Below are 24546 nucleotides of genomic sequence, written 5' to 3'. Positions count from 1 at the left end.
GCACGTGAAGATAGTTCAATGTAGCAGAAAAATGACTACGGGTTCTATGGCTTTAAGCCGGAAAAGTTATTATTTGTTAAAATAATTACCGAAGTTAGACTTTAGTCGATATTGCTGATTGTAATTGATTTAGTGAAATTTTTGAGGTTGATTGCCTAAGTAAGAGGAAAGAGAGATCACCAAGGAGTATAGAGTTACCCCTTGGTTGATAGCTTGATGTAGACGATAGTTGGTACTCATTATGAAAAGGAGAACAGTTTATCGAGAAAGGCAAATTAACGATGAGGCGGCCAAACTACAGTCGGCTTTCTTTGCTCATCAACAGCTACAAATGTAAACACGCCACGAATAGCATGGTCTCGAAGATCTTGGTACATATCTTCGACGAAAATATTCACTTCAACTTTGATTGAAGTATTACCTACATGAATAACTCTGGCAATAATTTCGGCTAAAGAACCCGCTGGAATAGGTTTATTAAAGTCGATTCTATCTGAACTTACCGTTACCAATGTTTTACGGCAAAAACGCGTTGCAGCAATAAAAGCGGTTTCATCCATCCAAGCTAAGGCTTCACCGCCAAAAAGGGTGTTGTGGTGGTTAGTAATTGACGGGAACACAGCTTTAATTACACGAGCTTCAGATTGTTCAACTCTATGGGCTACATCGTCAGGAAATTGCTGGGGAGTTTGAGTTAGTGGCATACGGCAACCTATGGTTATGCTTTGAAGAGGCGAGATTATAGCCGTTTTTGTAATTTTATAACAGGTTGCCATTCTTGAGTTTAGGCTGTGGAGCTAAATCGTTATAATGTTAAAGCATAAAAAAACGCACCACCCGTAAGTTGATGCGCTTTTATTGAGTACTGGTTAAAGCTTAATTTTGTACTAACAATTCCATACGTGCTCGTGATGCTTTAGCTAGCTCTTTCAGTAATACGACCGAATCTTCCCAATGAATACAAGCATCGGTAATACTCTTGCCGTAAATAAGCTCTTCGCCTGCAACAACTTTTTGATTGCCTTCTTCAATGAAGCTTTCAGCCATAATGCCGGCAATAGCGGTTGAGCCTTGAGCCATCTGTTGCATAATAGATTCTGCGACATTTAGTTGCTCTTTATGCATCTTGCGGCTATTACCATGGCTAAAATCAACAACCATACGTTGGGTTACCCCAACACTGTCAAGTTGTGCTGCTGCTGCTGCAATATCTTCAGCATGGTAGTTTGGCTCTTTACCACCACGTAAAATAATATGACCAAATGGGTTACCGTGAGTACGGTAAACTGCCATCGCGCCATCTTTATCTGGCGAATAGAAAATATGCGGTGCTTGTGCTGCACGAACGGCGTCTACGGCAATATCGATACTGCCATTGGTACCATTTTTAAATCCAACTGGGCATGACAGCGCAGATGCCATTTCGCGGTGAATTTGACTTTCAGTGGTACGAGCACCAATTGCGCCCCAAGTGATCAAGTCTGCAATATACTGGCCGTTAACCATATCTAAAAACTCAGTGGCAATCGGCAGTTTTAGTTCAGTGATTTGCTGTAATAGATGACGTGCTTTACGTAAGCCTTTATTAGGACTAAAGCTGCCATCAAGATCAGGATCTGAGATAAGCCCTTTCCAGCCGACAGTTGTGCGTGGCTTTTCAAAATAGACACGCATCAAGATACATAAGTCATCTTTATATTGCTGGTGTAGTTCTGCTAAGCGTTTAGCATAATCAAGAGCCGCTTCAGTGTCATGAATTGAGCAAGGGCCAATAATGACTAAAAGGCGTTGGTCTTCACCACTAATAATGGCTTCAACTTCACGGCGTTGCTGGACTAGATAGTCTGCTGCATCTTGTGTTAAAGGGTATTCTGCAGCGAGTTGTGCAGGTGAGATCACCTTACATAAAAGGGAGGTGCGGAGTTCGTCTGTTTTAATGGTCATTAACAATACCGAGCGTTCGTATGGGCTTTCGCCTGATTACCTCGGATTATAACTAATAGTTTGGCTATGCACAGTGGCAATTGCCTTAAAAATGGGCCTAAATTGCATCATATCAATATTTATTTGATATAAATTAAAGGCTTTTACGTTAAAAAGCCTTTAATTTCCGAGTAAATAGATTAGATAAAGGTTAGAACATATGGCGTTCTAGCCCTGTAGCCTCAATAATCTTAGTTGCAATCTCTTCTACCGAGTGATTGGTGGTATTTACAAAGGGAATACGCTCACGCTTATACATCATTTCAACTTCTTTGACTTCTAAGCGACATTGACGCAAAGAAGAGTATCGGCTATTTGACATACGGCTTTGGCGTATTTCATGTAACCTTTCAGGATCAATAGTCAACCCAAACAGTTTGCCTTTATTGCGTTTTAACGCATCAGGTAGCTTAAGGTTATCCATGTCGTCTTCAGTAAACGGATAATTCGCTGCCTTTATACCAAACTGCATTGAGAGGTACAGACTCGATGGGGTTTTACCACAGCGAGATACGCCTAATAAAATCAGGTCTGCTTTATCCATGTGTTTCATGGTTTGACCGTCATCATTTTCCATTGCGTAATTAATGGCATCAATGCGTGCTTCGTAACTATCATTGGTTTTACCATGAGTGCGATGTAGTGCTGGAGTAGCAGCAATACCTAATTGTTTTTCTAATGGCGCCACAAAAGTATTCAAAAAGTCATAATCTAAGCCTTCACTGCTATAGATAACATCTCGGATCTCCGGTTTAACGATGGAATGGAAAACCAGTGGCCTTTCACCTGTTGTAATAAAACAATCATTTATTTGTGCTTTAACAGCTTCTGCTTTTGCTTCCGTTTCTACAAACGGAATCGTAAGTGCATCAAACTCAAGCGGAAACTGAGAAAGAACCGCATGACCAAACACCTCAGCTGTGATCGCTGTCCCATCTGAGATATAGAATACTTTACGTAACATTTTGACCTCTTGTAGTAATAAAATTACAAATAAAATTATACATTTACGCTTGTTGTCATGGAGTGTAAGATGCCTCTGCTCTCGTGTGAAGAGCCACACTAAAATATACTTGCGGAGATAAAAACTGTGCAGCAATACGTACTCTGGTATCAAGAATTAGGCATGGGCGATGTTAACAAGGTAGGCGGCAAAAACGCTTCTCTTGGTGAGATGATTAGCAACCTATCAAACGCAGGCGTTCAAGTGCCTGGTGGATTTGCGACAACATCTTTTGCGTTCAATGAATTTCTTGAACAAAGTGGACTTAACCAGAAGATATACGAAATTCTAGAAACCCTAGATGTAGATGACGTGAATGCACTCGCTACAGCCGGTGCACAGATTAGACAGTGGGTTATCGATACCCCATTCCACCCAGAATTTGAACAAGCAGTTCGTGAGGCTTACGAAAAGCTGAGTTCAGAAACAAGTGATGCTTCGTTTGCAGTGCGTTCTTCTGCAACTGCAGAAGACATGCCAGACGCATCATTTGCTGGTCAACAAGAAACATTCCTAAACGTTAAGGGTTATGAAGCCGTATTAGAAGCAACTAAGCATGTATTTGCTTCTTTGTTTAATGACCGCGCTATTTCATACCGTGTTCACCAAGGTTACGACCATAAAGGCGTCGCACTTTCTGCCGGTATTCAGCGCATGGTGCGTTCAGATACAGCAGCTTCAGGTGTTATGTTCACTATGGATACTGAATCTGGCAACAATGATGTGGTATTTATTACCTCTTCATTCGGCCTAGGTGAAATGGTTGTTCAAGGTGCTGTTAACCCTGACGAATTTTATGTGCACAAGCCAAGTTTGGTTGCTGGACATAAAGCGGTAGTACGCCGCAACATCGGTAGCAAGCTTATCCAAATGGTGTATTCAGATGATGAATCTCATGGTAAGCAAGTTAAGATTGAAGATATCGCAGCAGATAAGCGCCGTGAATTTTCAATTAACGATGCAGAAGTACAAGAACTTGCTAAGCAAGCCATGACTATCGAGAAGCATTACGGTCGTCCTATGGACATCGAATGGGCTAAAGACGGTAACGACGGTAAGTTGTATATCGTACAGGCTCGTCCTGAAACTGTTCGTTCTCGTGAAGATGTGCAGCTAATTGAACGTTACCACCTTAAAACTCAAGGTGATGTAATTTGTGAAGGCCGCGCAATTGGTCATAAGATTGGTAAAGGCGTCGCTAAAGTGCTTAAGTCCATCGACGATATGGACCAAATCCAACCAGGTGATGTACTGGTTACTGACATGACTGACCCAGATTGGGAGCCAATCATGAAGCGTGCAAGCGCGATTGTAACTAACCGTGGTGGCCGTACTTGTCATGCTGCGATTATTGCGCGTGAACTAGGTGTCCCAGCGGTAGTGGGTTGCGGCGATGTAACTGAACGTATCCAAAGCGGTCAAGAAATTACAGTGTCTTGTGCTGAAGGTGATACCGGTTTTATCTACAGTGGTTTACAAGATTTCGAAGTTGTTTCATCACGTGTTGACGCGATGCCTGAACTGCCAATGAAGATCACTATGAACGTGGGTAACCCAGATAGAGCATTTGATTTTGCTCGTCTTCCTAACGAAGGTGTGGGTCTTGCGCGTCTTGAATTCATCATTAACCGCATGATTGGTATTCACCCTAAAGCTTTGCTTGAGTTCAACGATCAAACTGCTGAACTACAACAAGAGATCCACGAGATGATCGCGGGTTACGAGTCACCTGTAGAATACTACGTGGCACGCCTTGTTGAAGGTATTGCAACTATCGGTTCTGCATTCCATCCAAAGAAAGTGATTGTTCGTATGTCTGACTTTAAGTCAAACGAATACGCTAACTTGGTAGGTGGTGACCGTTATGAGCCTGAAGAAGAAAACCCAATGTTGGGCTTCCGTGGCGCTAGCCGTTATATCTCTGAATCATTCCGCGACTGTTTCGCTTTAGAGTGTGAAGCGATTAAGCGTGTTCGTAATGATATGGGTCTGAAGAACGTTGAAATCATGATCCCATTTGTACGTACTCTTGATGAAGCGGCGCAAGTGATTGAGCTACTAAAAGAGCAAGGTCTTGAGCGTGGTAAAGATGGCTTGCGCGTTATCATGATGTGCGAGTTACCTTCAAACGCGTTACTTGCAGAACAGTTCCTAGAGTATTTTGATGGTTTCTCTATCGGTTCTAACGATTTAACTCAGCTGACTTTAGGTCTTGACCGAGATTCAGGCATTATTAGTCATCTGTTCGATGAACGTAATGAAGCAGTTAAAGCGCTATTGTCTCTTGCTATTAAAGCGGCTAAAGCAAAAGGTGCTTATGTGGGTATTTGTGGTCAAGGCCCATCAGATCACCCAGACTTTGCAGCATGGTTAGTAGAGCAAGGTATTGATACCGTATCGCTAAACCCTGATACCGTTATCGACACTTGGTTATACCTAGCTGAAGCGCACGCATAACAGTATATGTGATTGTTAAAATCTGCGTGATTTAACATTTCATTAAAAAAGCCGCTATTTAGCGGCTTTTTTTATGTTTATAATGCAGACATACCCTAAGAATAATAATTGATAGAAGTTGCTATGTTACCCAAGTTATCGCATCAACAAACGCTTGAACCAATTTACCTTTCTTTTTTATCTGCATTAGAAGAGGGCGCATTTTCCGGGGATATTGACACCCGTTACAGTGCGCGTTTAGCCCAAGCGACCGATAACTCGGTGTATCAATTTTTGCCCCAAGCTGTGATATATCCTAAAAGCCAACGCGACGTTCAAGCGGCCTTGCTACTAGCTGCAAGAGCTGAGTTTGATGAGGTGGTATTTAGCGCAAGAGGCGGCGGTACCGGCACAAATGGTCAGTCATTGACTCACGGTATCATCATCGATATGTCGCGTTACATGAATCAAGTCGTTGAAGTTAACGCCGCTGAAGGCTGGGTAAAAGTGCAAGCGGGTGTGGTGAAAGATGCGCTTAATGATGTGCTTAGGCCACATGGATTCTTTTTTAGCCCTGATCTTTCAACATCCAACCGTGCCACTTTAGGTGGAATGATTAACACCGATGCATCGGGTGCTGGCTCATTGGTTTATGGTAAAACCTCTGATCATGTACTGGGCTTAACCAGTATTTTATTTGACGGCTCTGAGCTTACTACTCGTCCAGTAAACCGTGAGCTGTTAGCAGATCTCGACTCTGTTACCGATAATGTATTAGGTCAACAGCTTATCTGTACTATTGCTGATATGTGTAAGGATAATCGTGAACAAATTGAGCAACGCTTTCCTAAGCTAAATCGCTTTTTAACTGGCTATGACTTGAAAAATGTCTGGGATGATGAGCTTGAACACTTTGACTTATCGCGCATTATCGCAGGCTCTGAAGGTACATTAGCTGTAATCACTGAAGCTAAATTAAATATTACGCCATTGCCGACTTGTCGCATGATGGTCAATATCAAATACAATTCGTTTGAATCAGCGTTGCGTCATGCACCAACTCTAGTACAAGCAAATGCGACAGTGGTTGAAACCGTTGACTCAAAAGTGCTTAACCTTGCTAAACAAGACATTATTTGGCATTCAGTGTCAGCACTGATCAAAGATGTGCCAGATAAAGAAATTGACGGCCTTAATATGGTTGAGTTTGCTGGTGAGCAAGCTGATGTTGAAGCCAGAGTTGCTAAGCTTGAAGCCATGTTAACTGCGCAAATTGGTCAAAGCGAAGCCGGTCTACTGGGTTATCAAGTCACATCTGACAAAGCCAGTATTAACACTATTTATGCTATGCGAAAAAAGGCGGTGGGGCTACTAGGCGCAGCAAAAGGCACTCGTAAACCTATCGCTTTTGCTGAAGATACGGCGGTACCACCTGAAAAGTTGGCTGATTTTATTTTAGAGTTCAGAGCGCTGCTTGATAGCCACCAATTACAATATGGCATGTTTGGTCATGTGGATGCGGGTGTATTACATGTTCGCCCAGCACTGGATATGTGTGATGAGCAAGACGAAAGGCTACTGAAAACCATTTCAGACCAAGTGGCCGACTTAACACTTAAATACGGTGGCTTAATGTGGGGTGAGCACGGTAAAGGTGTGCGCGGTGAATATGGCCCAGCAGTGTTTGGCGAGCATTTATACGGATTATTGGAAGAGGTTAAAGGTTTATTCGACCCTAAGAATAAACTCAATCCTGGTAAGCTGGTGGCCCCTAAAAGTAGTGGTCCAATGCTTTATAACGTCGACAGCGTAAAACGCGGTGCATTTGATAGACAAATTCCAATTAGAACCCGTGAAGCGTTTCCTGATGTGATGAATTGTAATGGTAACGGCTTGTGCTTTAATTACAGCGCTTATTCACCTATGTGCCCATCGTTCAAAGTCACTGGCGACAGAGTACAATCGCCAAAGGGGCGCGCAGGCTTAATGCGAGAATGGCTGCGTTTACTCGAAGCTGAAGGGGTTGATGTTAATGAGCTTGCTCGTGCTAAGCCACTAGGTTGGCTACAGCGTGCACAGAACAGCTTAAAAATGGATAAAGAGTATGATTACTCCCATGAGGTGATGGAGTCTTTAAAGGGCTGTTTAGCCTGTAAAGCCTGTTCGAGCCAATGCCCGGTAAAAGTGGATGTGCCTAAGTTTAGGGCGCAGTTTTTTGATATTTATTACCAGCGCTATTTACGTCCAGCAAAAGACTATTTAGTCGCAGGAATCGAAGATTCATTGCCGTTAATGGCGAGTGCACCAAGACTGGTTAATGCGGTATCACAAAATAGCTTAAGCAAGTGGGTGATTAAAAAGTCTTTAGGCTATGTTGATGCGCCAGCGCTATCTGTGCCGACATTAAAGCAGCGCTTAGAAGGACACAGTAGCCGAGGTTATGATTTAGCGGCGTTACAACAAATTCCTGAAAGTGAGCGCAGCCAATATGTGTTGGTGGTACAAGACCCTTTCAATAGCTTTTATGAGGCTGGAACGGTTTATCACTTTATTCAGCTTATTGAAAAGCTTGGTCTTAAACCTGTTTTATTGCCATTTAAACCCAATGGTAAGCCGATTCATATTAAAGGTTTCTTAGATAAGTTTGCTCGAACCGCTAAGTCTACCGCAGATTTTCTCAATCAAGTGGCGAAACTTAATATGCCAATGGTGGGGATCGATCCAGCTTTGGTACTTTGTTATCGTGATGAATATGCAGAGGTATTAGGTGGTGCTCGTGGCAACTTCCATGTGCAGCTGGCAAATGAGTGGTTGTTAGAAGTCGTTGTAAATCAACCCAAGCGAGAGGCTAGTGAGTCTGAGTTTACCTGGTTTAGCCACTGCACAGAATCAACCGCTAAGCCTAATACCGCCAATGAATGGCAAGGCATCTTTGCGCACTTTGGCGCTAAGCTTAATACGGTTAATTTGGGTTGTTGTGGTATGGCGGGTACTTATGGTCATGAAGCGGAGAATCTTGAGCGATCTAAAACGCTCTATAGCATGTCTTGGGAACAGACTTTATCTAAACTACCACAATCGCAAGTGCTGATCTCTGGTTATTCATGTCGAAGTCAAGTTAAGCGTTTTAGCGGTTTTAAACCAAAGCATCCGCTAGAGGCATTATTAACGTTAATTTAGTTTGATTGAATTTAGGCTAATGTTTATAGAGGCTGCGAACTAATGGACACTCAAAATGGCTTAAATTGAATGTTAAGCTTTAATACAAAGAACTAGCTTTGGGCTAGTTTTTTGCTTTTCGCAATATACGTTGATGAAGCCGTTATTCGTTATACAGGAAAATGAGGAGCCTAATGTCAAAGGGGAATTTGGATCACAAGCAAGTTACTGAAGCGATTTCTTCATTAACTTCAGGGGCATCACTATGCAGCGAAGAAGCTATCTTCGTCATCACTGATAGCGGAGAATGGTTTTATCAAGGTGGTAAGTTACCAATTAAGTTTTGTAAGTTGTTTGCGAGCATTTTGCACCGCATTGAACAGGAATACTTTTTGATAACTCCCGTTGAAAAGCTCAAAGTCTCCGTAGCCACTCAAGCACTTATCCTTGTTGATTATGATAAGCAAGCTGACGGGAGCTTTTGGGTTAAATCAAGTATTAACACCGAGCATAAAGTCGAGTCATTAGCGCATTTTGTAGTCGCTGACGCTTCGGTAATATTACAGCTAGAGAAGGGAGTTGAAGCAAGGTTAAATCGCGCCTGTTTTTATCGATTTATTGATGATTTTGTCATTTAAAGTCACTTACAGCTTCAAGGTAAATTGTTCTGGTTTAAGATAATGATTTATATGTAGAACAAATCATTTTGAGTGATAATTGTTCATCTAGGCTAGTTTCTTTTTGTGTAAGTGGTAAGATTAAAAGCAGCTTATAAAGCGAACTGGAGGTGCTAATTGAATCGATTTGAGAGTCTAGGTGACTTGGTTTCTCACTTGAATGTTGATCTACAAAATGAGTTAGATCAGCGTCTTAAACGATACCAGTTAGATATCAAACTTTGGCCAGTGCTATTTTCACTTTGGCAAGAGGAGGGCGTGACTCAAACCGCTCTCTCTAAGCGCTGCGCAGTTGCAAACTACACCATGACTCGCCTGCTAGATCAACTGCAATCACAAGGATTAATTACCCGCCATCAAGACGCGGAAAATCGCCGCGCGTTTCAAATTTATCTTACCGATAACGGGAAGGCGCTAGAGCAAGATCTCGTTCGAGAAGCTGAGAGAGTGAACGAGACTTTCTTAAATAATCTTGCTGAAGAAGAGCGTGAGCTGTTTTTAGCCTTACTGAATAAAATAAACCGCTACTAACATTCATCACATTGTTGGCCAACATTCTCAGCTATTATTTAATTGTTTAAGCGTGATTTTGTCTCGGTTTAGCCTCGATGTTATTGCTAGCTTGGTTTATTTCTGGGAGCACCTCTTGGCTATGACACCTGTTTGTAATATTAAGGAAATTCTATGTACAGATTAGCCGTTGTTTGTATGGTTATTTTTGTTAGTAGCTGCTCGATAAATATTAATAAGAGTAAAGACAAACCCATTGAAGAGGGGGCAAATAATTCCAATTCTATGGTCGCTGATAGCATACGAAATCCCAAAAAGAGTGCCGGTTATCTACAAACAATCACCTTGGCTAATGGCAATAGTTTAATTGTTGAAGAAGGGCGTCTAGAGCCTCGCTCAATCGGCAGTGCTAGCGTAAAACTATACCGAGACTTGAATGTTGGAGATTTTGTTGCTGCGGTGAATTTTGTTCGTGATGGTACAATTTTAACCACCAAGTTAATAGAAAATGGACCGGATAAACAAAAACTTGCAGTGACCACGGTGACAGCTGGTAGTGGTAACTATCAAAACACACAGTTAATTTGTATAACCAATAACAGCATAGTGTTATGTGAGTAAATTGTTTTTAGTGGTTGGCTGGGGGATTAATAGGTTTGAATTAGCTAAGGGTCAGTAAAAAAACAATAAATAGGCCAATAGCTAAAATGCCTTGCTGGGTTAACTGGCGACTACGATATAACTCTTTTTTCCCCTGCTTGAGACTCGCAACTAAGTTGTTTTGCTTGTAGATCTTACAAGTAAGCTGCTCTGTTATAGGATCGAGTAAAAGTTGTAGCTTGGCGGCTTTACCATCGTTTAGTGTTAGAGAATGTTCACTTTTTCGACCGAAATTGAGCTTTCTAGAAACCCGCTTTCCGTTAATATACATCTGCTCTAAGCCACACCAATTACTGGCTTGTAGCTCAATGACGTCTTGATTAAGTGCATATTTAAATATTGCCATTCAACACAGCCTTTTTTAACGCATGGCTACTAATTCAAGCAGACGTTAGCTAGCTTCGCTAGTATATATGAAGATTTAAATTACGAAGTTATCGCTACTCACTGTTATAAAGGTAAAAAAATACCCAGCACTTAGGCTGGGTATTTTATAAAATAGAAAGCTTATTTTGCTGCGTTAATAATGGCTCTTGCCATCTCATCTGCCACATCACCAGTTGTACGATTTTGTTCATCAGCATGAGAGAAAATAGTCAGTAGGGTATTATAAATCTCTTCTACTTTTGCCGTTGCAGCTGACGCGTCATAATCTTTTTCAAAAGACACGTTGATGATCCCGCCTGCATTAATGACATAATCAGGTGCGTACAAAATACCTAAATCTTTTAGCATTTCTCCATGACGTACTTCAGCGAGCTGATTATTCGCACAACCAGCAACAATGGTTGCTTTAATCATTGGAATCGTGATGTCGTTAATGGTGGCGCCTAGGGCACATGGAGCGTATACATCAACATCTTGATGGTAGATATCCTGTGGAGCAACAACCGTTGCACCAAACTCAGTGGCAACTTTATCTAAAGACTCTTGATGGATATCAGTAACAACTAGCTCTGCGCCTTCAGCATGTAGGTGTCGGCATAGGTAGTAACCTACATGCCCTACGCCTTGTACTGAAATCTTAAGTCCCTTCAAGCTATCTAGGCCACGTTGATGTTTTACTGCAGCTTTAATGCCTAAGTATGTACCTAGCGCTGTAAACGGAGATGGATCGCCACTTTTACCTTCAAGACCAGCCATATAAGGGGTTTCTTGGTGAGCAATCATGATATCTGAAGTTGAAACGCCAACATCTTCAGCTGAGTAGTATTTACCACCTAAAGTATCGATGCAGCGACCAAAAGCTCTAAATAACGCTTCACGGTCTTGTACTTTTGGATCGGCAATAATAACAGACTTACCGCCACCCATTGCTAAACCGGCCATTGCATTCTTGTAAGTCATGCCACGTGATAAACGCAGAACGTCAGTGATAGCTTCGTCGTCTGACTCGTAGTTCCACATTCTACAACCACCAACAGCAGGTCCAAGGTTAGTATTGTGGATTGCAATGATGGCCCTTAAGCCGCTTTCTTTATCATGACAAAAAACGACCTGTTCATGGTCGTCGAAAGAGATGTGATTGAAAATTGCCACTTGTTGATCTCCGCTTTGAGCATCGAATGACCGCCGCTGTAGGATTACAGAGTAGTCTACTTGTTATATTTATTGCAGAACGATAGCATTTAGGGATACTCTCAATAAAGTAAAGATTCGGAATATTTGTGATCTGTCTGGCAATTTTGCTTTCCACTTTACGTTAACGTAAAGTTGTTGCTTAATTTAAGAGTCAGAAGTGTGAAAGCTTTTGTGTCTTTTCGAAAAACAGAAGCAAAGATAACAATAAGAAAGGAAGTGTTAGATGGCTGAAGAAGCAGTAGATCAAGAGCAGCAAATTCAAGAGTGGACTCGAGCTCAGTTTCAAAAGGCAAATAAGTTTTTGGCTGAAAAAGGCATTATGCCAAGTAAGGTTCATCCAGAAGAAAGCCGCTTTTTAGCCCCTTATGTTGCTATATGGAAAATCGATTCTAAAAAGCCAACGAAAAAGACTTACTGGGTGATGTCGGGTGATTTACCGTCTGATTACGTAGAAGTCAGCGTTGCAGAAACTGCCCGCGACGCATTACGTCATTTTTCTATGATGTGGCAGATGAAAGCTGAAAACATTCAGCGCTCGGGACTCACTAAAGATCCAGCTCAAGCAAAATTTGCCGAGCTTTTGGTATCGCGCGCAGAGAGTCTTTATAAGATGCAAGCGGATGATTCTATTTGGGGTCCAAGCGCTTAAGGCTGCTAGCTAATTGATATTAAACAGACAAAAAAGGCATCGTTAGATGCCTTTTTTGATCGCCAGTAGTAGGCCAAACTTTTATTTTGACTATTCGCCGAAATAAAAATATCCACGATTTAGTAAGTCTAATATTAAAGCTAGTGTTGCTGGTGTTTGGATTAAAATGGCTGCTTTTTCATTCTCAAACCTGAAGTGCTCGCATAATTGCTGCACATCAGTTTCAATCGTCACCGAATATTCAATAGCTTCGCCATTAACAAAAATTCGAGATTCGCTATCATCTTCAAGTTTAAGTAACTTTAAACCGCCAATACGGTATAACAGGGCACCTTGTTCAATATAGTCACAGATATCTTCATTAGTATAAGCCTCTTCTGGCTCGCAAATATCCAGTTCAAAACGGTTCTGGCTTAGCATTTTTCCTAACATGGCTTGATAACTTGCAGGTTCAGCAGCAAGTTCAGTAATTAACGCCATCATATCTTGCTGATGTGAGGTACTTATATGGCTAGCAAGCTTTGGCTCATCACTTGAGGTGAAACGCTTTAATCCGCTATTAGCATCGATTAAGGCATCGGCCATTTCGCTAAACAGTTCTTGCTGGCTAGGTGCGCGAAATCCAATTGAGTAGCTCATTGCTAAGGTTATAGTTTGGCCTTGGTGCGGATAGCCTGGTGGAATATATAATAGATCGCCTTTTTCAAGAACTGCATCAATAATTGGCTCGAAACCTTCAATAAGCGGGGTAGTCGGGTCGTTATTTTTCGGTGCGTATTGACCTTTATCACCCACAGTCCAGTGGCGCTCTCCTTCACCTTGTATGATAAACACATCGTAATTATCGATATGTGCACCTACGCCACCACCTGGGGTTGCAAAAGAAACCATTAAATCATCAAAGCGCCAGTCGGGAATAAAACGAAAAGCATTAATAAACTCACTTGAATCTGGGTGCCAATGGTTTAGTGCCTGAACCAGTAATTGCCAGTTTTCATCACCAAATTGATCGTAGTCTTCAAAAGGACCTTCAATAATTTGCCAATCATTAGGTTTTGTCACAACCACTCGTGATGCAACCGATTCTTCACAGGCAAGGCCGGCTAGCTCATCAGCGCTGATGAGATCTTCAAAGTTTGGGAAAGCATTCTTAATCAAGATGGGCTTTTTTTGCCAGTATTGAGTTAAAAACTCACTGATATCAAAGTTGAGGTTAAACATAATGCGGAGGTTACTCTCGTCTATTGGCTAAGGGAAAATGAAAGCTGTGCTGCAAACAGTGACTAAATCTTAGATAAAATAAAGGCGCTAAACCTAAGCTTAACGCCTTTATTAATCCTTTAATAGCAAGTTGCTAAAAAGGTAATTAGTTTAACTCATCAACAAACGCTTCAGCACGACCGATGTAGTTAGCTGGAGTCATCTTTTTAAGTTCAGCTTTCACTTCTTCAGGAAGTTCAAGACCGTCGATGAATACCGCAAGCTGTGCGCCATCAATACGCTTACCACGAGTTAGCTCTTTTAGCTTCTCATATGGCTTTTCAATACCGTATCGACGCATAACAGTTTGTACTGGCTCAGCAAGTACTTCCCAGTTGCCATCGAGCTCTTTACGAAGTTGCTCTTCGTTAACTTCTAGCTTGCTGATCCCTTTTAACGTTGCTTGGTAAGCAATTAGTGAGTGAGCCATGCCCACACCTAAGTTACGTAGCACTGTTGAGTCAGTAAGGTCACGCTGCCAGCGAGAAACAGGAAGCTTAGCGGCAAGGTGTTGCATTAATGCGTTAGCAATACCTAGGTTACCTTCAGAGTTTTCAAAGTCGATTGGGTTCACTTTGTGTGGCATGGTTGAAGAACCAATTTCACCAGCAATGGTCTTTTGCTTAAAGTGACCTAGTGCAATGTAACCCCAAATGTCGCGGTCGAAATCGATCAAGATTGTGTTGAAGCGGGCTAGAGCATCAAACAATTCTGCGATGTAATCGTGTGGCTCGATTTGTGTAGTGTATGGGTTCCAGTTAATGCCAAGGCTAGTAACAAAGCGCTGTGACAGAGCATGCCAGTCAACTTCTGGGTAAGCAGAGATGTGAGCGTTGTAGTTACCTACCGCGCCATTGATCTTGCCCATGATTTCAACTTTAGACACTTGAGATAGCTGACGTTCTAAACGTACAGCCACGTTAGCCATCTCTTTCCCTAATGTAGAAGGAGAAGCTGGTTGACCGTGGGTACGAGACATTAACGGTACTGACTTATGCTCATGTGCTAATGCTTTAACCGCATCAACCACTTTTTGGCAATAAGGCACAACCACTTGGTCACGCGCTTCAGTTAGCATTAATGCATGAGATAGGTTGTTGATGTCTTCAGAGGTACAAGCAAAGTGTACGAACTCGTCAATAGCAACGAGTTCTGCGTTATCGGCAATACGCTCTTTAATGAAGTATTCAACCGCTTTAACGTCATGGTTAGTTGTTGCTTCAATTTCTTTAACGCGCAGTGCATCGGCTTCGCTAAAGTTATCTTTAATTTGATCAAGCAAAGCTAATGCAGCTTCGCTAAAAGGTGGAACTTCTTCAATTTCTGGGCAGCTTGAAAGCAGCTTAAGCCAGTTAATTTCGACTTGAACACGGTATTTGGTCAGGCCGTACTCGCTGAAAATCCCTCTTAATGAGGCGGTTTTACTACCATAACGACCGTCTACCGGAGAGATAGCAGTTAGTGCGGAAAGTTCCATTTGAAGCTCCTTGGTGAACTAGGCTTAAAATTATAGGGTGAGGCTTTTCATAGCTGTATCGACTATTGTTTTTCTTGCGAAGACAAGATGCCTACGCTTGCCTCCTAATTGACGCCATAGCACTGCGCTGCGCATGGCAGACAGCAATAAAGCGCGAATTTTATGTTGTGTTTGGGTACGCTTAAGAAACTCAGGATTGCCAGAGATCTGCAGTTTAGGGCCAAGCTCACTAATAATGTCGCTATAAATACCGGCAAAATTTGCAATGACTTGCTCGTCGGTGATCTCAAAGTGATTGAGTTGACGGTGAACTTGGTTAATGCGCTCGCTTAGCATGCCCATCGCGTTTGAAGAGCGGGTTAGTTTGCGCTCTAAAGCTAGAATACCGACTAAATAGCGAGTCACTTCCACGTCTTTTTGCTTCGCGTCGCCAAGCTGGCTAACAATCAGCTCGTAACCTTTTCTTAGCGCAAATTTGTCTGCATAGACATCGCTTGTCGACTCTGGATTGGTCACTAATACTGATTGTAGGCTTGCTGCTAATGCGTCTTTATCTGAATCACCATGCCTTGCAATATATTGAACTTGGGCCACTGCTTGTAAAATACCAGCAAAGGCCATAGTGCGTTCAAACAGCTGATCACTCATTAATTAATCTCTTATTAGTGCGTCAATAATACCGCCACCTAGGCAGATTTCACCATCATAGAAAACCGCTGATTGGCCAGGCGTTACCGCAGCAACAGGTTCATCAAAAATCACCCGTAGCACGTCATCGCTATCATAGGTAACGCGACACGGTACATCTTGTTGGCGATAGCGTGTTTTCACTGTAATGTTTGAGCCATCAGCAGGGCCTTTACGGTCAACCCAGTGCAGTTGGTTGGCGATTAGACCATTTGACATCAGGCGAGGGTGGTTACCACCTTGTCCCACAATCAACACATTACGGACTAAATCTTTCTCAACAACGTACCATGGGTCTTCATTACTGTTTTTAAGACCGCCAATACCTAGGCCTTTACGTTGACCTAAGGTGTGGTACATCAAACCTTGATGAGTACCAATGACTTCGCCTTCGCTGGTTTCGATATTGCCTGGTTGTGCTGGTAAGAAGGTTTGTAAGAAATCAGTAAACTTACGTTCACCGATAAAACAAATACCTGTGCTGTCTTTCTTATCGTGAGTGATTAAGCCCATTTCTTTAGCAATTTCGCGAACTTCGCTCTTATCGAGCTCACCAACTGGGAACAATGAGCGAGCAACTTGCTCGTAGCCTAATGTGTATAAGAAATAGCTTTGATCTTTATTGCCATCAACGCCACGCAGCATTTGGCTGGTGCCATCAATATCACGGCGGCGCACATAATGGCCCATCGCGATGTAATCAGCGTCTAAGATTTCATCTGCAAACTCGAGAAAAGCTTTAAACTTAATCTCTTTGTTACACATGATATCTGGATTCGGGGTACGACCGGCTTTGTACTCTGCTAAGAAGTATTCGAACACATTGTCCCAATACTCTGACGCGAAGTTAACCGTGTGCAATTTAATGCCTAATTTGTCGCATACAGCTTGTGCATCTTTAAGATCGTCTGCTGCCGCGCAATATTCATCCGTGTCATCTTCTTCCCAGTTCTTCATGAACAGGCCTTCAACCTGATAACCCTGTTTCATTAACAGGTAGGCTGAAACTGATGAATCAACACCACCGGACATACCGACGATGACTTTTTTACCAAGATGAGTGGGTTCGATTGACGTCATAAATCCTAAAAAAACCTTGTGTTTACTGAATATTGCTGCGAATCGGTATCTCAATGAATAATATTGATAATCGAAATACGTTGTTCAAGCCGCGGCTTTCTGCGGGTGCATATTCTATCATGCATTATAAGGCTGGGCTATCTAGTGAAGAGCTATCTTTTATTTTGGCTACAACAGCGTTGAATATTCACTCATACTGAACCTTGAATGGGCTTAAACTGATGAGTATTAATTGCTGCAAGTAAGGGCACTTAAGATGACAAGCCGTTAGCGGTAGGCAACCGGAAAATCAGCGTCTGAACACCCACACTTAAGCTAGAAATAGTCATCATTAAGCAACGCTAAAGGAAAATGTTGCCCCGCTAAGTAATCGTTAATCGATTTAATGACTAACGGACTTCTAAGTTGTGGGTTTAATGTACGAATTTCTTCAAGCGTTAACCAAACTAAGGCATTAATAGCCGGATCTATAGGGGCTGAGGTTATGATTTTGTCAAGCTGAACGTAAAAGGTGTAACGCACAAAGGCAAGTGATTCACTGGCGCTAAATTGATAAATCCCCACCAAGCCTTGAGGGGCAAGCCTAAGGCCTGTCTCTTCGTATACCTCACGAGCACAGGCGCTGATAATCGATTCTTGGGCTTCAAGATGCCCAGCAGGCTGATTATATTTAACTTCACCGTCAATGAGCTCTTCAACTAACAAGTATTTACCTTGAGCCTCAATAACGCAGGCGACAGTGGTATTGGGTTTGTAGCGCTCAATCATGGCTAATTACTCACACAGTTTTGTTTTCATATCAAGTTGACGATATTCACCGTTTTGCAGATCATCTAGACTCCATTGACCTATTTTATAGCGGATTAATCTTAATGTCGGAAAACCGATATGCGCCGTCATGCGTCTTACTTGTCGGTTCCTCCCTTCGCAGATCTGTATTTCTAACCAAGTCGTCGGAATATTAGCGCGCTCGCGAATAGGTGGGGTTCTGTCCCAGACCTTGGGCTTATCCATAATGGTAATTTTAGCCGGTAGCGTCATTCCGTCTTTTAACTCAACACCTTGGCGCAATTGTTCAAGCGCCGCTTCAGTCGGTGAACCTTCGACCTGAGCCCAATAGGTTTTAAAGGTTTTCTTTTTAGGTTCAGTGATTTGTGACTGCAATTTACCGTCATTAGTTAGCAATAATAAACCTTCGCTATCTCTGTCGAGTCGACCCGCGGCATAAACGCCGGGCACAGGAATAAAATCTTTTAAGGTTTGACGTCCTTGCTCGTCAGTGAATTGGCAAAGCACATCAAAGGGTTTGTTAAACAGCACGATAATCGGATTGGCGACGCTTTTGGGATTAGCCGTGCTCTTACGTTTAAAGCCTGCCCGAGAAAATGAATTCCCCGCCCCTGTGTTGTTACTACTTGGGCGATTACCGCTATTGCTAGAACGTGCACTGCGGGGATTTTTTTTATTACTGGTACTTTTCTTTGAAAATGGCTGCGTCACGCTGGAATACTTTTCATCTATACGGGCTATTTCACTATTGTACTGCGCATTGGCTTTTAGTGGAATTTGAAAATTGCGCGGAATGTTTTATGATGTCGGCAAATTAAAAAGTGTGATCCGCAACTAATTATTTTCATTTGTGAGATGTGTGCGAATAATGTCGCTGGCTTATTGCACACAAGATCGCATAAATTATCACTAGCAATTCAAAGTGATAACTCAAGACCGTTACAGTTTTTTAATCGTAAAAATACAGAATAATTATTATAAAAATCTTAAATTTAAATCAATGTAGGACACAAAATGAACGATAAAACATCAACGATCATCTATACCGAAACTGACGAAGCACCGGCACTCGCAACCTTATCTTTATTGCCTCTTATCCAAAAGTTTACCCGAACTGCAGGTGTTGACGTAGAAACGCGTGACATCTCTTTATCTGGCCGTGTGATTGCTAATTTCCCTGAAAACCTAACAGCAGAACAGCGCATTAATGATGCATTGGCTGAATTAGGAGAGCTGGCTAAAACGCCTGAAGCGAACATTATTAAGTTACCAAACATCAGTGCGTCTATTCCGCAGTTGAAAGCGTGTATTTTAGAGCTACAAAACAAGGGATACGATATCCCTAGTTACCCTGATGAGCCACAAAATGACGCTGAAAAAGACATTCAATCACGTTACGACAAGATTAAAGGTAGTGCGGTAAACCCAGTTTTACGTGAAGGTAACTCTGATCGTCGCGCACCAGGTTCTGTGAAAAAGTTTGCCCAGAAGAATCCACACTCAATGGGCAAGTGGTTAGCGGACTCTAAATCGCATGTTGCACATATGAGCGAAGGTGATTTTTACGGTAGCGAGAAGTCGGTCACAGTGGCTGACGCTGGCAGCGTCTCAATTGTGCTGAATAAAACCGATGGTTCTGAGCATGTATTGCGCAGCGCAATTGCACTGCAAGCGGGTGAGGTGATTGACTCAGCTGTAATGAGCAAAAAAGCATTGCTTGAGTTTTACGAGCGTGAAACTAATCTGGCGAAAGAGCAAGATGTATTATTATCCTTGCACTTGAAAGCAACAATGATGAAAGTGTCAGATCCAATTTTATTTGGCCACGCGGTAAAGGTTTACTACAAAGACGTATTTGCTAAGCACGGGGAGTTGTTTGAACAGCTAGGTGTTGATGTAAACAACGGTGTTGGTGATGTTTACGCGAAAATCGCAACATTACCGGCAGAACAAAAAGCGGCAATCGAGGCTGACTTAGCGGCGGTTTATAACGAACGTGCTGAGCTTGCTATGGTCGATTCTGATCGTGGCATTACTAACTTACATGTACCAAGTGATGTGATCATTGATGCATCTATGCCTGCAGCGATTCGTACTTCAGGGCAAATGTGGGGCCCTGATGGCCAACTAAAAGACATGAAAGCAATGATCCCTGATCGTTGTTATGCCGGTGTTTATCAAGAAACTATCGATTTTTGTATCAATAACGGTGCGTTTGATCCTAGCACTATGGGTAGCGTACCAAACGTTGGCCTTATGGCGCAAAAAGCGGAAGAATACGGTAGCCACGATAAGACATTTGAAATTGCTGCAACCGGTACGGTTAACGTAGTTGACCAAAACGGCAATGTATTAATGTCGCACAATGTAGAAGTGGGCGATATTTTCAGAATGTGTCAGGTTAAAGACGCGCCAATCCGTGACTGGGTTAAGCTTGCCGTTAACCGTTCGCGCCTATCAAGCACACCTGCAGTATTTTGGTTAGATGCAGATCGTGCCCACGATGCTGAAATTATTAAGAAAGTAGAGCTTTACTTACAAGAACATGACACAAATGGCCTTGAGCTTCACGTGATGTCGCCTGTTGCTGCAACTCGCTTTACACTCGATCGCGTTAAAGCAGGTAAAGACACTATTTCTGTTACCGGTAACGTACTGCGTGACTACTTAACGGATTTGTTCCCAATCCTAGAATTGGGCACCAGTGCTAAAATGCTATCAATTGTGCCGCTAATGAATGGCGGTGGCTTATTTGAAACTGGCGCGGGTGGTAGTGCACCTAAACACGTGCAACAGGTAGAAAAAGAAGGTCACTTACGTTGGGATTCACTCGGTGAATTCTTAGCACTAGGCGCATCTTTAGAGCACCTAAGCCAAACGACTAACAATGCACAGGCGCTAGTGCTTGCTGACACGTTAGATATTGCGATTGGTCAGTTCCTAGATAGCAACAAGTCGCCTTCACGCCGTGTAGGTGAACTGGATAATCGTGGTAGTCACTTCTATCTTGCTATGTACTGGGCACAAGCATTAGTGGCTCAAACTAACGACGCTGCTCTTCAAGCTGAGTTTGCTCAACTTGCAGAGTCGTTAACTAGCAATGAAGCTAAGATTATTGCTGAATTAAATGGTGTCCAAGGACCTGCTGTTGATTTAGGCGGTTATTATCGTTTGGATGCAGCTAAAGCGTCAGTTGCAATGCGTCCAAGTGCAACATTGAACGCTATTGTTGGCTAGGTTGAGTGACAAATTGTTTGAGTCACATGGGTATTTGATAGCGCCCATGTGATGTAAAGCAATAGATTCAATTTAACATCTAAGGTCTGCGTAATGCAGGCCTTTTTGTTGTTTACAGTAGTGGCGAGATGCATTTAACCAATAAAAAAGCAGAATAGCTTAGCTACTCTGCTTTTTATGTTCGTATCGCAACATAAACCAATCTATATAAATATCTTTACTTATGTAGCTGGGTTTATCTAATTTTATTTTAGTTCGTTGGCGATATTGCTGACGCGTGCATTCCTTTTGGACCTGCTTCTACCTCAAAACTGACTGGTTGGCCCGCTTTTAGCGTTCGATAGCCTTCCATTTCAATGGTAGAATAGTGTGCAAAAACATCTTCACCGCCAGCATCAGGGCATATAAACCCGAATCCTTTGGCGTTGTTGAACCATTTAACAGTTCCGCTTGCCATACTTCCACTTCCTTCTGTTGTCCACTTCCCAGTAAGATAGTAAAACTTATCAGCGGGGAAACTCCTCGCTTAATGAACAGAATGAAAGCTGAATAAGTGGTTGTCAAGATAAAGTTAACAAAAAAGCAACATTTTTTAACAAGTCGTACCTGAGTATAATTTGATAGAATTTGTCCAACAAACAGACTGAGTTACATAATCAATTGGTACAAGCCAAGACTAGAGGCTAATATTGGAATATGAGTAGAACAGAAAATATTGAACACGTAGAAGAAAGTGTTGAGTCAGAGCTTAAACAGCCTTCTATGTATAAAGTCATTTTAAACAACGATGACTACACACCAATGGATTTTGTCATCGAGATATTACAACTGTTCTTCAAGAAAGATGAGCAACAAGCAACGGAAATCATGTTAGCAATCCATCATAAAGGTAAAGGAATTTGCGGTATTTACCCATTTGGAATTGCAGAAACTAAGGTTGCGCAAGTAAATCAATTTGCAAGACAAAACCAACATCCGTTACTGTGTTCTTTAGAGGAAGCCTAATTTGGCTTTGCTCTGTTGTTAATTTTTAGGGGGTGCTTATGCTAAACAAAGATCTTGAAGTCACCTTAAACCTGGCTTTTCAACAAGCCAGAGATGCGCGTCATGAGTACATGACGGTAGAGCATCTATTGTTGGCGTTAATCGATAACCCAGCCGCACAAGAGGCGCTTGTTGCTTGCGGAGCAAATATAGAAAAACTCAGGGATGAAGTGGCCAGCTTCATTCAACAAACCACGCCGATTATTTCTGATCCCGAAGACGAAAAGGAAACACAACCTACGCTCGGGTTCCAACGTGTTTTACAACGCGCGGTATTTCATGTGCAGTCATCTGGGCGTAATGAAGTGACTGGCGCTAACGTGCTGGTGGCTATTTTTAGTGAGCAAGAATCGCAAGCTGTTTACTTGCTGCGCACTGGCGATGTGACGCGTTTAGATGTCGTTAATTTTATTTCCCATGGATTTTCTAAAAACGATATCGATACAGACGCTGAGCCAAACAGAATTGAAGATCAAACAGAGAGTGAGGAAGAACGCAGTATTTTATCTCAGTTTACCGCTAACCTTAATGAGCTTGCTAAAAGCGGCAGTATTGATCCTTTGATTGGTCGTACCGAGGAAATTGAGCGCTCGATTCAAATTCTTTGTCGTCGACGTAAAAATAATCCACTGTTAGTGGGTGAGGCGGGTGTAGGTAAAACTGCAATCGCGGAAGGCTTAGCTTACCGAATCGTTAAAGAAGAAGTGCCTGAAGTGATGAGTAAAGCGACGGTTTACTCACTCGACTTAGGTGCGCTGCTTGCGGGAACTAAATACCGTGGAGACTTTGAGAAACGCTTCAAAGGCTTATTAAAAGAGCTGGCAAATGATGAACATGCGATTTTATTTATCGATGAAATCCATACGATTATCGGTGCCGGTTCAGCGTCTGGTGGCGTGATGGATGCGTCTAATTTACTGAAACCGTTATTATCCGGAGGTAAATTACGTTGCATGGGTTCAACCACATTCCAAGAGTATCAAAGTATTTTTGAGAAAGACCGAGCTTTAGCGCGTCGTTTCCAGAAAGTTGATATTAATGAGCCTTCGGTAGCTGAGACGACTAAGATTTTGCAAGGGCTTAAGTCAAAGTATGAAGAGCACCACAACGTGCGTTATACCTTAGCGGCGCTCAGTGTGGCAGCAAGACTGTCTGACAAACATATTAATGACAGACATTTGCCAGATAAAGCGATTGACGTGATTGATGAAGCGGGTGCACGTATGGCGATGCAGCCAGCGAGTAAACGCAAAAAGACCATTGGTCAGACTGAAATCGAATCAATTATCGCGAAGATGGCACGTATTCCTGAGAAGTCGGTATCGAGCTCTGATAGAGACTTACTTAAGAATCTTGAGCGTAACCTCAAAATGGTGGTGTTTGGTCAAGACCAGGCGATTGAGGGGCTTAGCTCTGCAATTCGCTTATCTCGAAGCGGTCTAGGTGGTGAGCATAAGCCTGTAGGTAGCTTTTTGTTTGCCGGCCCAACCGGTGTGGGTAAGACAGAGGTTACCAGTCAGCTTGCTAAATGTTTAAGCCTTAACCTGGTCCGCTTTGACATGTCTGAGTACATGGAAAGCCATACTGTGTCACGCTTAATTGGTGCACCGCCAGGCTATGTGGGTTATGACCAAGGTGGCTTGCTGACCGATGCCGTGATTAAAAATCCACATTGTGTGGTGCTGCTCGATGAGATTGAAAAAGCCCATCCAGATGTTTACAACTTGCTACTGCAAGTGATGGATCACGGTACACTGACTGATAATAATGGCCGTAAAGCAGATTTTAGACACGTGACCTTAGTGATGACGACTAACGCTGGTGTACAAGAAACGATTCGTAAGTCGATTGGTTTTAAACAGCAAGATCATACTCAGGATGCGTTATCTGAAATCAATAAAGTCTTCTCACCAGAGTTCCGTAATCGCTTAGATTCGATTATTTGGTTTAACCACTTAGATATGACGGTTATTGCTAAAGTTGTCGATAAGTTCTTAGTTGAGCTGCAAGCACAGCTAGATGATAAATCGGTTGCACTCGAAGTGAGTGACGAAGCGAGAACCTTGTTGGCAGAGAAAGGTTACGACAAGTCAATGGGAGCTCGTCCTATGGCGCGAGTTGTAACTGAGCTGATTAAGCGTCCTTTAGCTGATGAAATCTTATTTGGTGAGCTTGAGAAAGGCGGTATCGCACGCGTAGATGTGAAAGGTGATGAGATTGTGATTACTACTGAGTCGCTTGAGAAGGTTGCTCACTCGTAGAAGCCACAACCCAATTATTTTTACGAGATATTAGAACCAATAACAGAAAGTAT

At 42.4% G+C, this 24546-nt stretch carries 21 protein-coding genes; 9 read left to right on the top strand and 12 right to left on the bottom strand.

The genetic code is table 11. The annotated features are described in order from the left end of the window. Window positions 1-275: 275 nt before the first annotated feature. The 3 genes from L2747_RS02295 to ppsR form a co-directional block, all read right to left on the bottom strand. On the bottom strand, window positions 276-704 hold the full coding sequence (locus tag L2747_RS02295) for an acyl-CoA thioesterase (RefSeq protein WP_248997485.1): 429 nt from the start codon (window positions 702-704) through the stop codon (window positions 276-278). A 172-nt stretch (window positions 705-876) separates the two neighbouring features. Continuing rightward, on the bottom strand, window positions 877-1944 hold the full coding sequence (locus L2747_RS02290) for a 3-deoxy-7-phosphoheptulonate synthase (protein ID WP_248997484.1): 1068 nt from the start codon (window positions 1942-1944) through the stop codon (window positions 877-879). 190 nt (window positions 1945-2134) lie between these two features. Further along, on the bottom strand, window positions 2135-2947 hold the full coding sequence (ppsR, locus tag L2747_RS02285; RefSeq protein ID WP_248997483.1) for a posphoenolpyruvate synthetase regulatory kinase/phosphorylase PpsR: 813 nt from the start codon (window positions 2945-2947) through the stop codon (window positions 2135-2137). Window positions 2948-3073: 126 nt separating this feature from the next. Between ppsR and ppsA the strand changes: the two genes are divergently transcribed. The 5 genes from ppsA to L2747_RS02260 all read left to right on the top strand — a co-directional run bounded on the left by ppsA (window position 3074) and on the right by L2747_RS02260 (window position 10389). Beyond that, window positions 3074-5443 (top strand): phosphoenolpyruvate synthase, encoded by a 2370-nt coding sequence (ppsA, locus tag L2747_RS02280; protein WP_248997482.1) that lies wholly within the window; start codon window positions 3074-3076, stop codon window positions 5441-5443. Window positions 5444-5566: 123 nt separating this feature from the next. Beyond that, window positions 5567-8602: a D-2-hydroxyglutarate dehydrogenase YdiJ gene (ydiJ, locus tag L2747_RS02275; protein WP_248997481.1), complete on the top strand. Its 3036-nt coding sequence runs from the start codon at window positions 5567-5569 to the stop codon at window positions 8600-8602. Between the two features lie 173 nt (window positions 8603-8775). Beyond that, complete coding sequence (locus L2747_RS02270) at window positions 8776-9219, top strand: DUF1285 domain-containing protein (protein ID WP_248997480.1); 444 nt, start codon at window positions 8776-8778, stop codon at window positions 9217-9219. A 156-nt stretch (window positions 9220-9375) separates the two neighbouring features. Further along, a complete protein-coding gene (locus L2747_RS02265; protein ID WP_248997479.1) occupies window positions 9376-9789 on the top strand; it encodes a MarR family winged helix-turn-helix transcriptional regulator in 414 nt (137 codons plus the stop codon). A gap of 153 nt (window positions 9790-9942) precedes the next feature. After that, complete coding sequence (locus L2747_RS02260; protein WP_248997478.1) at window positions 9943-10389, top strand: PliI family lysozyme inhibitor of I-type lysozyme; 447 nt, start codon at window positions 9943-9945, stop codon at window positions 10387-10389. Between the two features lie 40 nt (window positions 10390-10429). Here L2747_RS02260 and L2747_RS02255 read toward each other — a convergent pair whose 3' ends face one another. Both L2747_RS02255 and L2747_RS02250 read right to left on the bottom strand, forming a co-directional pair. Next, window positions 10430-10774: a hypothetical protein gene (locus tag L2747_RS02255; protein WP_248997477.1), complete on the bottom strand. Its 345-nt coding sequence runs from the start codon at window positions 10772-10774 to the stop codon at window positions 10430-10432. Window positions 10775-10935: 161 nt separating this feature from the next. Beyond that, window positions 10936-11967: a Glu/Leu/Phe/Val dehydrogenase dimerization domain-containing protein gene (locus tag L2747_RS02250; RefSeq protein ID WP_248997476.1), complete on the bottom strand. Its 1032-nt coding sequence runs from the start codon at window positions 11965-11967 to the stop codon at window positions 10936-10938. A 265-nt stretch (window positions 11968-12232) separates the two neighbouring features. Between L2747_RS02250 and L2747_RS02245 the strand changes: the two genes are divergently transcribed. After that, window positions 12233-12658 carry a DUF4826 family protein gene (locus tag L2747_RS02245; protein ID WP_248997475.1) on the top strand — a complete coding sequence of 142 codons (426 nt, stop codon included), beginning with the start codon at window positions 12233-12235 and terminating at the stop codon, window positions 12656-12658. 90 nt (window positions 12659-12748) lie between these two features. Here the strand turns inward: L2747_RS02245 and L2747_RS02240 are convergent, their stop codons facing one another. From L2747_RS02240 to L2747_RS02215, 6 genes are all read right to left on the bottom strand, one after another. After that, window positions 12749-13879 carry a ribosomal protein uL16 3-hydroxylase gene (locus L2747_RS02240; protein WP_248997474.1) on the bottom strand — a complete coding sequence of 377 codons (1131 nt, stop codon included), beginning with the start codon at window positions 13877-13879 and terminating at the stop codon, window positions 12749-12751. Between the two features lie 145 nt (window positions 13880-14024). After that, on the bottom strand, window positions 14025-15395 hold the full coding sequence (gene purB, locus L2747_RS02235) for an adenylosuccinate lyase (RefSeq protein WP_248997473.1): 1371 nt from the start codon (window positions 15393-15395) through the stop codon (window positions 14025-14027). A gap of 30 nt (window positions 15396-15425) precedes the next feature. Further along, window positions 15426-16043 (bottom strand): high frequency lysogenization protein HflD, encoded by a 618-nt coding sequence (gene hflD, locus L2747_RS02230; protein WP_248997472.1) that lies wholly within the window; start codon window positions 16041-16043, stop codon window positions 15426-15428. Between the two features lie 3 nt (window positions 16044-16046). After that, complete coding sequence (mnmA, locus tag L2747_RS02225; protein ID WP_220780209.1) at window positions 16047-17162, bottom strand: tRNA 2-thiouridine(34) synthase MnmA; 1116 nt, start codon at window positions 17160-17162, stop codon at window positions 16047-16049. Between the two features lie 315 nt (window positions 17163-17477). After that, window positions 17478-17930, bottom strand: coding sequence for an NUDIX hydrolase (locus L2747_RS02220; RefSeq protein ID WP_248997471.1), 453 nt, complete (start codon window positions 17928-17930; stop codon window positions 17478-17480). 6 nt (window positions 17931-17936) lie between these two features. Continuing rightward, on the bottom strand, window positions 17937-18662 hold the full coding sequence (locus tag L2747_RS02215) for an rRNA large subunit pseudouridine synthase E (RefSeq protein WP_248997470.1): 726 nt from the start codon (window positions 18660-18662) through the stop codon (window positions 17937-17939). Window positions 18663-18965: 303 nt separating this feature from the next. Here L2747_RS02215 and L2747_RS02210 point away from each other — a divergent pair, with 303 nt between their 5' ends. Further along, entirely contained in the window at window positions 18966-21188 is a 2223-nt protein-coding gene (locus L2747_RS02210; protein ID WP_248997469.1) for an NADP-dependent isocitrate dehydrogenase, read from the top strand. Between the two features lie 250 nt (window positions 21189-21438). On the opposite strand, the gene cspD is transcribed toward L2747_RS02210, so the two are convergent. Then, the gene (cspD, locus tag L2747_RS02205) at window positions 21439-21645 is read right to left on the bottom strand and encodes a cold shock domain-containing protein CspD (RefSeq protein WP_012155761.1); all 207 of its coding nucleotides are present in this window, start codon (window positions 21643-21645) and stop codon (window positions 21439-21441) included. A gap of 239 nt (window positions 21646-21884) precedes the next feature. Here cspD and clpS point away from each other — a divergent pair, with 239 nt between their 5' ends. Continuing rightward, window positions 21885-22193, top strand: coding sequence for an ATP-dependent Clp protease adapter ClpS (gene clpS, locus L2747_RS02200; RefSeq protein ID WP_012155760.1), 309 nt, complete (start codon window positions 21885-21887; stop codon window positions 22191-22193). A 38-nt stretch (window positions 22194-22231) separates the two neighbouring features. Continuing rightward, window positions 22232-24493 carry an ATP-dependent Clp protease ATP-binding subunit ClpA gene (clpA, locus tag L2747_RS02195; protein ID WP_248997468.1) on the top strand — a complete coding sequence of 754 codons (2262 nt, stop codon included), beginning with the start codon at window positions 22232-22234 and terminating at the stop codon, window positions 24491-24493. The last annotated feature ends 53 nt before the right edge of the window (window positions 24494-24546 follow it).

Source organism: Shewanella marinintestina, assembly GCF_023283845.1.
GTDB classification, from domain to species: Bacteria; Pseudomonadota; Gammaproteobacteria; order Enterobacterales; family Shewanellaceae; genus Shewanella; species Shewanella marinintestina.
Note: the sequence above shows the minus strand (reverse complement) of the source record. Positions and strands in the feature narration are given on the sequence as shown.